This window comes from Streptomyces sp. yr375 (assembly GCF_900110755.1).
In the GTDB taxonomy this organism is placed as follows: domain Bacteria; phylum Actinomycetota; class Actinomycetes; order Streptomycetales; family Streptomycetaceae; genus Streptomyces.
In genome coordinates this window covers 428,905-441,404 of the sequence record NZ_FOFF01000001.1, presented here as the reverse complement: position 1 = coordinate 441,404, position 12,500 = coordinate 428,905, and the positions used below count along the sequence as shown (strand labels likewise).

The 12,500-nt window shown below is 71.9% G+C and carries 12 protein-coding genes; 2 read left to right on the top strand and 10 right to left on the bottom strand.

The window, feature by feature from the left end:
- Positions 1–57 precede the first annotated feature (57 nt).
- Positions 58–1,344 carry a lactonase family protein gene (locus BMZ82_RS01740; RefSeq protein WP_177244332.1) on the top strand — a complete coding sequence of 429 codons (1,287 nt, stop codon included), beginning with the start codon at positions 58–60 and terminating at the stop codon, positions 1,342–1,344.
- On the opposite strand, the gene BMZ82_RS01735 is transcribed toward BMZ82_RS01740, so the two are convergent.
- The gene (locus BMZ82_RS01735; RefSeq protein ID WP_093770811.1) at positions 1,312–2,031 is read right to left on the bottom strand and encodes a DUF2470 domain-containing protein; all 720 of its coding nucleotides are present in this window, start codon (positions 2,029–2,031) and stop codon (positions 1,312–1,314) included. The two genes, BMZ82_RS01740 and BMZ82_RS01735, sit on opposite strands and share 33 nt — an antisense overlap.
- Positions 2,032–2,144: 113 nt before the next feature.
- The gene (locus BMZ82_RS01730; protein ID WP_093770809.1) at positions 2,145–2,759 is read right to left on the bottom strand and encodes a TetR/AcrR family transcriptional regulator; all 615 of its coding nucleotides are present in this window, start codon (positions 2,757–2,759) and stop codon (positions 2,145–2,147) included.
- A 108-nt stretch (positions 2,760–2,867) separates the two neighbouring features.
- On the opposite strand from BMZ82_RS01730, the gene BMZ82_RS01725 reads away from it, so the two are divergent.
- Entirely contained in the window at positions 2,868–4,385 is a 1,518-nt protein-coding gene (locus BMZ82_RS01725; RefSeq protein WP_093770807.1) for a cytochrome P450, read from the top strand.
- Here the strand turns inward: BMZ82_RS01725 and BMZ82_RS01720 are convergent.
- The 8 genes from BMZ82_RS01720 to BMZ82_RS01685 all read right to left on the bottom strand — a co-directional run bounded on the left by BMZ82_RS01720 (position 4,347) and on the right by BMZ82_RS01685 (position 12,476).
- Entirely contained in the window at positions 4,347–5,180 is an 834-nt protein-coding gene (locus tag BMZ82_RS01720; protein WP_093771127.1) for a pentapeptide repeat-containing protein, read from the bottom strand. The two genes, BMZ82_RS01725 and BMZ82_RS01720, sit on opposite strands and share 39 nt — an antisense overlap.
- A gap of 31 nt (positions 5,181–5,211) precedes the next feature.
- Complete coding sequence (locus BMZ82_RS01715; protein WP_093770805.1) at positions 5,212–5,955, bottom strand: PIG-L deacetylase family protein; 744 nt, start codon at positions 5,953–5,955, stop codon at positions 5,212–5,214.
- A gap of 29 nt (positions 5,956–5,984) precedes the next feature.
- A complete protein-coding gene (locus tag BMZ82_RS01710; RefSeq protein ID WP_093770803.1) occupies positions 5,985–7,286 on the bottom strand; it encodes an alpha/beta fold hydrolase in 1,302 nt (433 codons plus the stop codon).
- Positions 7,287–7,373: 87 nt separating this feature from the next.
- Complete coding sequence (locus tag BMZ82_RS01705; RefSeq protein ID WP_093770801.1) at positions 7,374–8,411, bottom strand: LacI family DNA-binding transcriptional regulator; 1,038 nt, start codon at positions 8,409–8,411, stop codon at positions 7,374–7,376.
- 91 nt (positions 8,412–8,502) lie between these two features.
- Positions 8,503–9,927, bottom strand: coding sequence for a BNR repeat-containing protein (locus BMZ82_RS01700; RefSeq protein WP_093770799.1), 1,425 nt, complete (start codon positions 9,925–9,927; stop codon positions 8,503–8,505).
- A 46-nt stretch (positions 9,928–9,973) separates the two neighbouring features.
- Complete coding sequence (locus BMZ82_RS01695) at positions 9,974–10,294, bottom strand: L-rhamnose mutarotase (protein ID WP_093770797.1); 321 nt, start codon at positions 10,292–10,294, stop codon at positions 9,974–9,976.
- Between the two features lie 32 nt (positions 10,295–10,326).
- Positions 10,327–11,409 (bottom strand): rhamnose ABC transporter substrate-binding protein, encoded by a 1,083-nt coding sequence (rhaS, locus tag BMZ82_RS01690; protein ID WP_093770795.1) that lies wholly within the window; start codon positions 11,407–11,409, stop codon positions 10,327–10,329.
- Positions 11,410–11,444: 35 nt separating this feature from the next.
- Positions 11,445–12,476 (bottom strand): ABC transporter permease, encoded by a 1,032-nt coding sequence (locus BMZ82_RS01685; RefSeq protein WP_256251718.1) that lies wholly within the window; start codon positions 12,474–12,476, stop codon positions 11,445–11,447.
- Positions 12,477–12,500: the final 24 nt, after the last annotated feature.

Sequence of the window (12,500 nt, the reverse complement as noted above, 5' to 3'; positions counted from 1 at the left end):
CGGTCCGGGTCAAGGTGGCTGTCACGGCGGTGGTGCACGGCGACCTGAGGTGCGGGCATGGGCAGTGGTACGGAAGCGGCGGGCGGGGCCGGCTGGAGCAGGCGCCGCTTCGTCGGCGTGCTCGGCGCGCTCGGCGGCGCGGCGGCGGCCCCGACCCTGGCCGGGTGCGCCGGCGACGGCGGCTCACCGGGGACCTCGAAGACCCCGGCGAAGACCTCCAGGACCCCGGAATCGCCGCAGGCCGCGCCGGAGTTCTCGGCGGGGTCCGCCCCCGAGTCCGGGCCGGACGCCTCGCCGGGCCCCTCCGACCGCTCCCTCCCCCGCCCCCTCTACCTGGGCACCTACACCTCCGCCGAGGGCGGCGGGAAGGGCATCGGCGTCGCCTCGTACGACCCCGGCTCGGGGCGGATCACCGGCCGGGGCACGATCACCGGCGTCCCGGACCCGTCGTACCTCGCGGTGCACCCGGACGGCCGCACGCTGTACGCGGCGGACGAACGCGAGGCGGGTGCCGTGACGGCCGTACGGTTGTCCGACCGGAAGGTGCTGGGCAGCCGGGCGACGGGCGGGGCGCACACCTGCCATCTGTCGGTCCATCCGGGCGGGCGGTGGCTGCTCAGCGCCGACTTCGGCTCGGGCACGGTGGCCGTGCACCCGATCGACGCCTCGGGGGCGCTCGGCGAGCGCACCGACTCGGTGACGCACACCCGTCCGGCGCCCCGGCAGGGTCAACAGGGGCCGCACGCCCACCAGTTCGTCACCGCCCCGGACGGCGGCCATGTCCTCGCCGTCGACTTCGGCACCGACACCGTGTACAGCTACCGCCTGGACGAGCAGGCCGGGACGCTCACGGAGGTCGCGCAGGCGCACACCCGGGCGGGCGCCGGTCCGCGCCACCTCACCTTCCATCCCGGCGGCCGGTACGCCTATCTCGCGAACGAGGCCGACGACACGGTCACGGTCTGCGCCTACGAGCCGTCGAGCGGGCAACTGACCATCGGGAGGCCGCAGTCCACGGGTGCGAAGGCGGGCACCAACTATCCGGCGCAGGTGGCGGTGACGCCGGACGGCGCGTACGCGTTCCTCGCCAACCGCGGCGACAACAGCCTCGCGCGCTACGCGGTGGAGGCGGCCGGGGCCCGGCTGCGGCTGCTCGGCACGGTGCCGGTGGCCGGGGACTTCCCCCGGCAGATCGCCCTGGCACCGGACGGCGGCCTGCTGTTCGCCGCCAACCAGCGCTCCGGCACGGTCAGCGTGTTCCGGGTGGCCGCCGCGAGCGGTGAACTGCGGCTCGTGGGCGAGCCGTTCGCGTCACCCGTCACCGTCTGCGCGCTGCCGCTGTAGGGCGCGCGGGCAGGCGGCGGCCTGGGTGAGCAGGACGTGCATCCGCTCGGTGAGCTCGCCGACGTCGTCGGCGGGTGCGTGGAACGGCAGGCGTACGTCGCCGTGGGCGCGGGCGCGCTCGATGCGCAGCGTCAGCCCGTGCCGGTCGACGGCGAGCGGCTGGACGCGGACGGCGCCGTGCAGGCTGTCGCGCTGGACGAGCCGGGTGAGCCGCTCCACGGCGTCGGGGTGGGCGTCGGCGAGATGGGTGAGCAGATGGGCCTCGGCGGTGGCCAGCGGGTCGGGTGCGGCGGCTGCGAAGTCGCCGAGGTCGACGACGACCGCGCCGGTGGGCGGTTTCAGCACGATCCGGGTGGCGTGGAAGGCCAGGTGGTCGCCCTCGGGCGCGAACCAGCCGGCCAGCCAGAGCCGGGTGCGGATCCGGCTGCGTACGGGGACGGGCGCGACGTCCGCGAACTCCAGCACGGCGGACGGCTCGCCGCGCGGTGCGCAGATCGCCGCCGTCAACAGGGCGCTGTCCTCGGGCACGTGCAGGATCACCCGGCCGTCGTCGTCGACGGTGTGCGCGCCGACGAACTCCTCGCGCCCGCCGTCCGCGGTCACCGCGCAGGACCACGAGGCGGCGAGCACCGAACGGGCCCGCTCGGCCGCCGACGGCACGGCCGCCCAGCTTTGGCTGTCACCCATCCCAAAAACCTCCTTAGGTAAGCCTTGCCTAAGCTATCGGAGATCTGTGATCACGCCAACCACCACGGTCGCGCCGACCACCATGGCCGTGGCGATCACCCCGGTCTCGGCGATCACCGCGGCGGGGCGATGACCCCCAGCAGCGCCCGCGCGCACAGGTCCCGTACCTGGTCCCGGGACAGGTCCGGCCCGCGCAGCCACTCCAGGCAGACCGCCGTGGTGAAGGCCAGCCAGCCGCGCACCGCGAGCCGTACGTCGGGGCGCTCCTCGAAGACCGGGCCGAACTCGGGATCGGCGCCGAGGGCCGCCAGGATCTGGCGCTCCTGGGCCGCCAGCGCCCGCCGGTAGACCGTACGCACCGCCTGGTCGCCGGCCGCGTCCGCGCGGTGGAAGGCGCGGTAGCCGTGGGCGTGGGTCTGCACGTACTCCAGATAGGCGTCCAGGCCCGACGCGAGCTGTTCGCGGACCGGGACGCCGGGGACCGCCGCCGTCATGCGCAGCATCCGCTCGCTCTCGCACGCGACGACCGCCGCGAAGAAGTCGCGCTTGGTGGGGAAGTAGTGGTACAGCAGCCCTCGGGAGACGCCCGCGATCTCGGCGACCTGCTCGATCCACACCTCGTCGTAGGGGCGCTCCGAGAACAGTCGCGCGCCGACCGACAGAAGCTGCTCCCGGCGCTCCTCGGTACGGAGCCGACGCCGGATGCGCTCCCCCTGGTTCGCGGCCATGCCCGCACCTTACTTGACGCCGGTTCAACAGCGGGACCAGACTGGAGCGCGCTATTGAACCCACGTACAACATGCTCAACCTGCCGCTGCATCAAGGGAGATGGCGTCATGGCGGAGACGACGGGGACGACCGGGACAACCGGGACGACTACTGAGGGCGTGCTGCCGAAGGGGTTTCGCGGGGCGGAGCTCGGGTGGCCCGAGTTGGAGCGCATTCCGCATCCGCCGCACCGGCTGCCGCTGCTCGGCGACCTTCTGGGCGCGAGCCGGCGCACGCCCATCCAGGACTCGCTGCGCTACGCGAGGCAGTTGGGGCCGATCTTCCGGCGCAAGGCGTTCGGCCGGGAGTTCGTGTTCGTGTGGGGCGCGGGGCTGACCGCCGACCTGGCGGACGAGGCGCGGTTCGCCAAGCATGTGGGGCTGGGCATCGCCAACCTGCGGCCGGTCGCCGGGGACGCCCTGTTCACGGCGTACAACCACGAGCCGAACTGGCAGCTCGCGCACGACGTCCTGGCCCCGGGGTTCAGCCGGGAGGCCATGGCGGCCTATCACCCGATGATGCTGGCCGTGGCGGACCGCCTCACCGGCCACTGGGACCGGGAGCTGGCGGCGGGCCGGGCGGTGGACGTGCCCAGGGACATGACCAAGCTGACCCTGGAGACCATCGCCCGCACCGGCTTCGGCCATGACTTCGGGTCCTTCGAGCGCGCCCGGCCGCATCCCTTCGTGACGGCGATGGTGGGCACCCTCACCTACGCGCAGCGCCTCAACACCGTGCCCTCCCCCGCGCTGCTGCGGCGGGCCGCGCGCCGCAACGCGGCGGACATCGCCTACCTGAACCACACGGTCGACGACCTGGTACGGGCCCGCCGCGACCAGGGCGGCGGCAAGGGCAGCGGAGACGGCGACCTGCTCGACCGGATGCTCGACACCGCCCACCCGGAGACGGGCGAACGGCTGTCGGCGCGCAACGTACGGCGGCAGGTCATCACCTTCCTGGTCGCCGGGCACGAGACGACCTCGGGCGCGCTCTCCTTCGCCCTGCACTACCTCTCCCGCAACCCGCGCCTCGCGGCCCGCGCCCGCGCCGAGGTGGACCGGGTGTGGGGGGACACGGCCGTGCCGGGGTACGAGCAGGTGGCCCGGTTGCGGTACGTCCGCCGGGTCCTCGACGAGGCTCTGCGGCTGTGGCCGACGGCGCCCGCGTTCGCCCGGGAGGCCCGTGCGGACACGGTGCTGGGCGGGGAGCATCCGATGCGGCGCGGCGGCTGGGCGCTGGTCCTCACCGGCATGCTGCACCGGGATCCCGAGGTGTGGGGGCCGGACGCCGAGCGGTTCGACCCGGACCGCTTCGACGCGGCGGCCGTACGCGCGCGTGCCCCGCACACCTTCAAGCCGTTCGGCACCGGGGCGCGGGCCTGCATCGGACGGCAGTTCGCGCTGCACGAGGCCACGCTGGTGCTCGGACTGCTGCTGCGCCGCTACGAGCTGCGGCCCGACACGGCGTACCGGCTGCGGGTCACGGAGCGGCTGACGCTGATGCCGGACGGGCTGCGGCTGCACCTGGAGCGGCGCACGCCGGCGTCGTCAGACCCCCGCCGTCCAGTGCCCGGGGCGGGTGACTGACTCGGGCAGCCTCGTGCCCGCGCTCCCCCGGGCCGCGTTCAGTTGCGGCTGGGTCAGGAAGAACGCGCCGGTCAGGTCGGCGTCCGTCAGGTCGGTGTCGCGCAGGTCGGCGCCGATGAGATCCGCGCCGCGCAGGTCCGCGCCGGTGAGGTCGGCGGCTATCAGACAGGCGCCGCGCAGGTTCGCGCCCCGCAGGTCGGCGCCCTTGAGACGGGCGCCCATCAGGTCGGCGCCCCGGCGCTCCTTCTTGCGCCCGCGGATACCGGCCCGGGCCAGTTCGCTGGTCTTCAGGAGCAGTACGTTGACGTCCTGGCGGTGTGCCGGGACGTCGAGCGCGGTCAGCTCGTCCGGGGGCAGGAGGGTGAGTTCCTCCGTCCTCTCCAGGGCCCGGCGCAGGTCGGCGTGGAGCGGGCGGGCCACGGGCAGGGCGAGCGCCTCGGTGAGGTACCAGAGGAGTTCGTGGAGCTGCCGGACGACCGGGAACACGTCGAACATACGGCGGGCGTGCTCACCCGAGGCGGCCGTACGCCAGTCCTGGCCGCCGAAGGTGACCTGCGAGACCTTCTGCCCGGCGCCGAAGCAGTCGTAGACCGTGCAGCCGGTGAAGCCCTGCTGCCGCAGTCGCGCATGGATGCCGCAGCGGTGGTCCCCGCCCAGGTTGGGGCAGGCCTTCCCGGCGGGCTTGTCGAGCGCGAAGTCCGCGGAGCGGGCGAAGGGCAGGGCCACACAGCACAGGCCGAAGCAGTTGTCGCAGTCGCCGCGCAGTACGGTCCGGTCCGCCGTCGTGTCTTGCATGCCGTCCACCCTACTGACCTGCGGCGCGGGACTACCGGCCGAACAGTTCGAACGCCACGGCAGGCCGGCCGCCGAACCGCTCGCCGACGGACTTCGCGACGCCGGTCAGGAAGCCGCGGGCGTAGGTCTCGGGCTCTTCGTCGGTCAACGCCTGGATGTACGTGCGGTGTTCGAGGAGCGAGGTCACCGCCCGCTCCAGTCCGGCCGACGCGTCGACGGCGTGGGTGGGCGTCGCGGATCCGGCCACCGCGACCCAGCGCACCCCGTTCCAGGGCGCGAGGCCCTGGTCGGTGAGTTCCGGGAAGATCCAGCGGTTGCCGGCGTCCCCGGCGGCGTCGAGCGTGGCGCGGCCGACGGCGACGTGGTCGGGGGTGTTCCAGGCGACCCCGCCCCAGGTGTCGCGGTGGTTGAGGGTGATCACGAGTTCGGGCCGGTGGCGGCGGATCGCGGCGGCGATGTCCCGGCGCAGGGCGAGCCCGTACTCGATGACACCGTCCCGGTGGTCGAGGAACTCGACCGTCGACACGCCCACCACGGCCGCGCTCGCCCGCTGCTCCCGCTCGCGCAGCGGGCCGCACTCGGCGGGCGCGAGGGTGTCGATGCCCGCCTCGCCGCGGGTCGCGAGCACATAGGCGACCTCGCGGCCGGCGTCGGTCCAGGCGGCGACGGCCGCGGAGCAGCCGTATTCGAGGTCGTCCGGGTGCGCCACCACGGCCAGGGCCCGCCGCCAGTCCTCGGGCATGGGCTGGAGCTGGGGGATCGTCGGCTCGGTCATGTCTGAAGGGTAGAGCGGCGGCGGAGGCCTCACACCTCGTCGCGGGCGAGGGCGAGCAGCCGGTCCAGGACGCGGGGGCCGCCGGCCCGGACGCCGTCGTGTTCGAACTCGTCGGTGACCCAGGTGCGCAGGCCCCGGACGGCGCGGGCGGTGCGCAGGGAGTGCGCGGTGTCGACGTAGAGGTCGTCGTGGTAGATCGCGGCGGCGACCGGGACCTCGTTGGCGGCGAGGCGGGCGGGGTCGTACAGGGGCGGCCAGTCGGTGCGGGCGGCGAGGAGTTCGGCGGTCTCGCGCAGGGGGCGCAGCGCGGGGTCGGTGTCGAACATCCAGGGGTGGATCGTCTCGCCGGTGAGCAGCAGCGGTCCGTCGCCTGCGAGCGTCCTCGCCGCGTCGAACTGCGGGAACTCGGCGCGCACCCGGTCGGCGGCCCAGGCGGTGGGGCGGGCGTCCTGGCCGTAGATGGCCTCGTGGACGACGGCGTAGAGGGGGTGTCCGGCGTAGGAGAGGATGCCGCGGATCTCCTCCTGGAAGGCGTCGGACAGCTCGGGGCCGTGCGGGGTGGGGACGAAGGCATCCTCCAGGAGGTGGTGCAGGCGGTGGCTGCCCTCGCCGGCGCCGAGGAGGATGCCGACGGTCTGGAAGGCCTCGACGGTGAGCCGGTAGCCGCCGGGGAGCGTCACCTCGTGGCGCCGGAGGTGGTCGGCGATGCGGCGGGCGCGTTCGACGTCCTGCGGGTAGCGGGCGTAGTGCGCGGCGACCTTGCGTTCCATGCGCGGGTAGGCGGCGCGGTAGACGTCGTCGGCGTGCGCGTCGAGGGCGGGCAGTCCGCCGGTGATCAGGGCGGCGGCGAGGCCCTCGGGCGCGGTGGAGAGGTAGCTGACCGTGCAGAAGCCGCCGAAGCTCTGGCCGAGGACGGTCCAGGGAGCGCCGCCGGTGACCTCGCGGCGGATCCGCTCGCAGTCGCGGACGATGGAGTCGGCGCGGAAGTGCGCCAGGTAGTCGGCCTGTTGGGCCGGTCCGCCGCGCAGCGGTAGCGTCTGGCGGTTGGCCGGGGTGGAGTGGCCGGTGCCGCGCTGGTCGAGGAGGAGGACGCGGAACTCCGCCAGCGCGCGGCCGAGCCAGGCCGGTTTGCCGATGAAGCGGTTGGCGCCGAAGCCGGGGCCGCCCTGGAGGTAGAGCAGCCAGGGCAGGTCCTGGTCCGCTCGTTCGCTCGCGACGACCTCGCGGGCGTAGAGCCCGATGGTCTCCCCGGCCGGGTCGGTGTGGTCGAGGGGCACGGTGAAGCGGCGGTCGGTGAGGACGACGCCGGGCTGGCGGTAGCTGACGGACAACAGGGGCTCCCGGGGCGATCGGTGTGCGGACCGCGGCCCAGTCCAGCACATGTCCGGGCGGTGCCGGAGCCCGGGCCTCGGTCCGCCTCAGCGTGCCGAGAGGCTGGAGCGGCGGACCACCAGCTCCGGCTGGAGCACGACCCGCCGGTGTTCGTGCCGCCCGGCGTCGCCTCCCCGCTCCTCGCCCTCCTCGGTCTCTTCGAGGAGCATCTCCGCGGCCAGCGCGCCCATGGTGACGGCGGGCTGGCGTACGGAGGTGAGGGGGACGGCCGCGGCGGCGGCGAACTCGATGTCGTCGTAGCCGACGATGGCGAGGTCGTCGGGGACGCCGACACCCGCCGCGTACATGGCCTGGAGCACGCCTAGGGCGAGCAGGTCGTTGGCGCAGAACACGGCGGTCGGACGGTCGGCGAGGCCGAGCAGGCGCGCGCCCGCGTCCCGGCCCGCGGCGACGTCCAGCCGTTCGGTGGGCAGCTCGCGCAGACACTCGGGGCCGAGGCCCGCCTCGGCGAGCGCGTTCAGCGCGCCGGTACGGCGGTCGCGGACCTGGGTGAAGCCCGGCGGGCCGCTGACGTACGCAAGGGAACGGTGTCCGGCGTCGACGAGGTGCCGTACGGCGAGCGCGCCGCCCGCCACGTCGTCCACCGACACCGAGCACTCGGTGGTGCCCTCGGAGACCCGGTCGACGAGCACGAACGGGATGCCGTGCCGGCGGAAGGAGGCGATGTTGCGGCCGGTCGCGTCGGCCGGGGTGAGCAGCACGCCCCGCACCCGCTGCTCGGCGAAGAGCGACAGGTACTCGGCCTCCTCGCCGGCGCTCTCGGCGCTGTTGCAGACCATCACGCCGAGCCCGGCGTCCCGGGCGGCCCGCTCCGCGCCACGGGCGACGTCCACGAAGAAGGGGTTGCCCATGTCCAGGACGAGCAGCCCCATGATGCGGCTGCGCCCCGCGCGCAACTGGCGGGCGGACTCGCTGCGGACGTAGCCGAGCCGGTCTATCGCCGAGCGGACGCGCGCCCGGGTCTCGGTGGCGACGGTGTCCGGGCGGTTGATGACGTTGGACACCGTGCCGACGGAGACTCCGGCGGCACGGGCGACGTCCTTGATACCCACCGACTGGACCATCAGGCGGGAACCTCCAGGTGAACAGGGCACGGCGGGACGGTCTTCACATTACCGCCACGCCGCCGCGCCCCCGTCCGGGCCGCCGCACACGTCATGCGGGCAGTGCGAAGTCGACGACGTGGAGCGCCGACGGGGTCGTCCCGCTCGACTTCTCCTGGTACATGAACGACAGGGTGTTGTCCGCCTTGACGCGCAGTTCGTCGATGACGACCTCGCCGAAGGCGTTGAGGCCGCTGCCGTCGAAGAGCACCGTCCAGTCCGTGTAGCCGGAGGCCTTGGACGCGCCGGCGATCCGGCCGAAGGGGAAGATCGCGTACGCGTTGTCGTACTTGTCCAGGACGAGCTTGGTGCGCTGGCTGGAGCCGAGGACGACCGGGATCTCCGTCTTCTGCCAGCTCCCGGCGGAGTTCTTGCGCAGGTGGAAGGCGCGGCCGTTGGCGGTGCGGTCGTTGACGTAGTTGGTGGTGCACTGGGTGAAGCGGCCGGGGACGTAGCTGATGATCGCGTGCGGCAGGCCGGCGGAGTCGGTGGCCTGGCTCTCCTGGTTCATCAGGGAGTGGTCGGCGTTGAGCGCGTCCACGACGAGCCCGCTGTCGGTGACGGCGACCTTGTCGGAGCCGCCCGTGGTGCCGACGACGGCGCCCGCGTTGTTGCGCCAGGTCCGGCCGCGGTCGTCGGAGTAGACGTAGCCGGTGTCGTGGTTGCTGATGCCGCCGCCGGAGCACATCACCGCGCCGCTCTGCTCACGCCAGGTGAAGAAGGAGTGCAGGCGGCCCTTGACGTCGTAGTCGATGCCGTGGAGGTACATGTTGCGGACGGTGGAGGAGCCGTGCTCGCTGGTGTAGGTGCCGGTGGAGCCGGACCACTCGCCGAGCGCGGTCCACTTCGAGCCGTCGTATTCCGCGAGGGCGTTGCGCCCGTTGCCGGATATGCCGACCCGGTAGCTGAGCTGGAGCCTGCCCTCGGGGGTGGAGATGAACTGCGGGTAGGTGAACTGGCTGGTGAGCGCGAGGCCGTCGAGGGTGGTCTGCACGGCGCCGAACCGGGCCGCCGTCCAGGAGGTGGACGCCGGGTTGTCGAGGAGCCCGGCCACCGACTTCACGTAGAAGAAGCCGTCGCTGTGGGAGTCCATGTTGAGGTGGAGCCGGCCGTCGGCCTTGGAGACGCCCATGGAGATCACGTTGTGGGAGTCGCTGGACTTGAGCTGGTGCGTGAGGGTGACCGTGGACCAGGCGGCGGTGCCCAGGGCGCGGCGGGCGACGACGGCGTTGCGGGCGGCGGTGTACCAGGCGGCGTACTGGTAGCCCTTGTAGCTCAGCAGGCCGCTCTTCTGGAACGAGTTGTTGTTGACCAGCCCGTCGTAGGACACGAAGAACAGGGCCTGCGCGTCGAGCCGGGTGCTGCCCTTGCGGGTGACGGAGGGGCCGGGGTCCGCGGCGCTGGCGGTGCCGGCGGCGAGCGTGGGGGCCGCCGTGGCACCGAGGAGAGCGCCGGCCAGCAGAGTACGTCGTCTCATCTGGAGAACTCCATTGTCATATGAAAGTGGGGGAGAACGGAGTATGTCAGGCCAGGTGAAAGACTTCGGTAAGAGGTCTCATGGCGGCGTCGGGACGGTCGCCGTCCAGCGACTCGAAGAACGGCGCCATCTCCGCCTGCCAGCGCGCGTTGACGTCGGTGGCCGCCATCCCCGCCCGGGCGGCCTCGAAGTCCTCGGTCTCCAGGTAGCCGACGAGCAGGCCGTCCTCGCGCAGGAAGAGCGAGTAGTTGTGCCAGCCGGTCGCCGACAGCGCGGCGAGCATCTCCGGCCACGCGGCGGCGTGCCGCTCACGGTACTCGTCGAGCCGGTCCGCCCTGACCTTCAGCAGAAAACACACGCGCCGCATCAACAACCCTCCGGATACTGGTAGTTGAACCGCTAGAAGTTGAACTGGTCGATGTTCTTGGCGTCGAACACGGTCGGCTTGCCGAGGCTGATCACCCCGTCCTTGCCGATGGTGTACGTGGTGGTGCCGGCCTTGAAGGTCTCGCCCGCCTTGCCGGTGATCCGGCCCGAGACCAGCGCCACCGCCGTCTGCGCGGCCAGCGCGCCGAGCTTCGCCGGGTCCCACAGCTCGAAGGCGTCGACGGTGCCGTTCTTGACGTAGGTGCGCATGTCGTTCGGGGTGCCGAGGCCGGTCAGCTTGACCTTGCCCTTGTACTTCGAGCCCGACAGGTACTGGGCCGCCGCCTTGATGCCGACCGTCGTCGGGGAGATGATCCCCTTCAGGTTCGGGTACTCCTGCAACAGGCCCTGGGTCTGCTGGAAGGACTGCTGGGCGTCGTCGTTGCCGTACGCCACCTTGACGAGCTTGACGTCCTTGTACTTGGGATCCTTCAACTCGTCCCGCATGAAGCCGATCCAGGTGTTCTGGTTCGTCGCGGTCTGCGCGGCCGACAGGATCGCGATCTCGCCCTTGTAGCCGATCTGTTCGGCGAGCAACTGCACCTCGGTACGCCCCAGATCCTCGGCGGACGCCTGCGACACGAACGCGTTACGGCACCCGGGGTTGGTGTCCGAGTCGTAGGTGACGACCTTGATCTTGTTGCTCATCGCCTGCTTCAGCGCGGTGCACAGGGCACCCGGGTCCTGCGCCGACACGGCGATCGCGTCGACCTGCTGCTGGGTGAGGGTGTTGACGTAACTGACCTGCCCGGACGTGTCGGTGGCGCTGGACGGCCCGACTTCCTTGTAACTGGACCCGAGTTCCTTCAGCGCCGCCTCACCGCCCTTGTCGGAGGAGGTGAAGTAGGGGTTGTTGACCGCCTTCGGCAGGAACCCGACGGTGAGCCCCTTCTTCAGCGCGGCATTCGGATCCGCTTTCCCGGACGACACGGCCGACCCGCCGCTCTCCTTCTTCACATCTTCCTTTGTGGTGCCACCACATGCGCTAACACCAAGGGCAAGGGAGGAAACGGCGACGAGGGCGACACAGGCCCGGAGGAGGGATGAATTGGACATGGCGATCCTTCTTGAGAGAGGGCAGGTGAAGGTCTTTAGGGGCGCGAGGCTGTATCGATTTGCGGCTCCGCCGCGTGGGCGCGACCAGCCACAACGGACCCGCAGGGAACGACCTTCCGAGCCGCCGAAACAACGGCAATCTGACGCGCAACCCGAGGCCCCAACACGGAGACGACCAGCAACACACCGGTCACGACGATCTGCGACTGTGCGGAAACGTTCATCAGACTCATCACGTTCTGCGACGCCCCAAGCAGGAAAACACCAGCGACGGCACCGCCCAACGTCCCCTTGCCCCCGTCGAAGTCGATACCGCCGAGCAACACGGCGGCCACGACAGACAGTTCGAGCCCAGTCGCGTTGTCATAGCGAGCGCTGGCGTAATGCAGGGCCCAGAACACACCGGTGAGCGAGGCCATGAGACCGGTCACCGTGAACAGGATCAGTTTCTGCCGCCTGACCCGGATACCGGCGAACCGCGCGGCCTCCTCGCTGGCACCGACCGCGAAGAGCGACCGCCCGAACGGTGTGGCGTGCAGGACGACCGCCGCGATCGCGAGCAGCACGACGAAGGGCAGGAAGGCCTGCGGAAGGAAGGTGTCGCCGAGGCGGCCGGCGGCGAAGTCCAGGTACTGGGTGGGGAAGTCGGTGACCGCGTCGGAGCCGAGCACGATCTGTGCGATGCCCCGGTAGGCCGCCATGGTGCCGATGGTGACGGCGAGGGAGGGCAGCCCGAGCCGGGTCACCAGCAGGCCGTTGACCAGCCCGCAGACGACACCGAGCAGCAGACAGACAGGGATGATCGTCTCGATCGTCATGCCCTGGTTCCACAGCGCGCCCATCACCGCGCCGGACAGACCGGCCGTGGAGGCGACCGAGAGATCGATCTCGCCGGAGACCACCAGCAGGGTCATCGGCAGGGCGATCAGCGCGATCGGAAGCGTGTTGCCGATCAGGAACGACAGGTTGAGGGCGTTGCCGAAGCCGTCCACGAAGGAGAACGACAGCAGGAGCAGGACGATCAGGAGAGCGCCCACGACGGTGTCCCACCGGACCACCCGGTTCACCCGACTCGTGGGCCGGTTCGCCCG

What these genes read in the sequence shown, in the direction of transcription:
- BMZ82_RS01740 (WP_177244332.1), top strand. Translation starts at nt 58, where the DNA reads ATGGGCAGTGGTACGGAAGCGGCGGGCGGGGCCGGCTGGAGCAGGCGC.
- BMZ82_RS01705 (WP_093770801.1), bottom strand. Translation starts at nt 8,411, where the DNA reads ATGGTCCAGTCGGTGGGTATCAAGGACGTCGCCCGTGCCGCCGGAGTC.
- BMZ82_RS01720 (WP_093771127.1), bottom strand. Translation starts at nt 5,180, where the DNA reads ATGCAAGACACGACGGCGGACCGGACCGTACTGCGCGGCGACTGCGAC.
- BMZ82_RS01735 (WP_093770811.1), bottom strand. Translation starts at nt 2,031, where the DNA reads ATGGGTGACAGCCAAAGCTGGGCGGCCGTGCCGTCGGCGGCCGAGCGG.
- BMZ82_RS01725 (WP_093770807.1), top strand. Translation starts at nt 2,868, where the DNA reads ATGGCGGAGACGACGGGGACGACCGGGACAACCGGGACGACTACTGAG.
- rhaS (WP_093770795.1), bottom strand. Translation starts at nt 11,409, where the DNA reads ATGTCCAATTCATCCCTCCTCCGGGCCTGTGTCGCCCTCGTCGCCGTT.
- BMZ82_RS01730 (WP_093770809.1), bottom strand. Translation starts at nt 2,759, where the DNA reads ATGGCCGCGAACCAGGGGGAGCGCATCCGGCGTCGGCTCCGTACCGAG.
- BMZ82_RS01695 (WP_093770797.1), bottom strand. Translation starts at nt 10,294, where the DNA reads ATGCGGCGCGTGTGTTTTCTGCTGAAGGTCAGGGCGGACCGGCTCGAC.
- BMZ82_RS01700 (WP_093770799.1), bottom strand. Translation starts at nt 9,927, where the DNA reads ATGAGACGACGTACTCTGCTGGCCGGCGCTCTCCTCGGTGCCACGGCG.
- BMZ82_RS01715 (WP_093770805.1), bottom strand. Translation starts at nt 5,955, where the DNA reads ATGACCGAGCCGACGATCCCCCAGCTCCAGCCCATGCCCGAGGACTGG.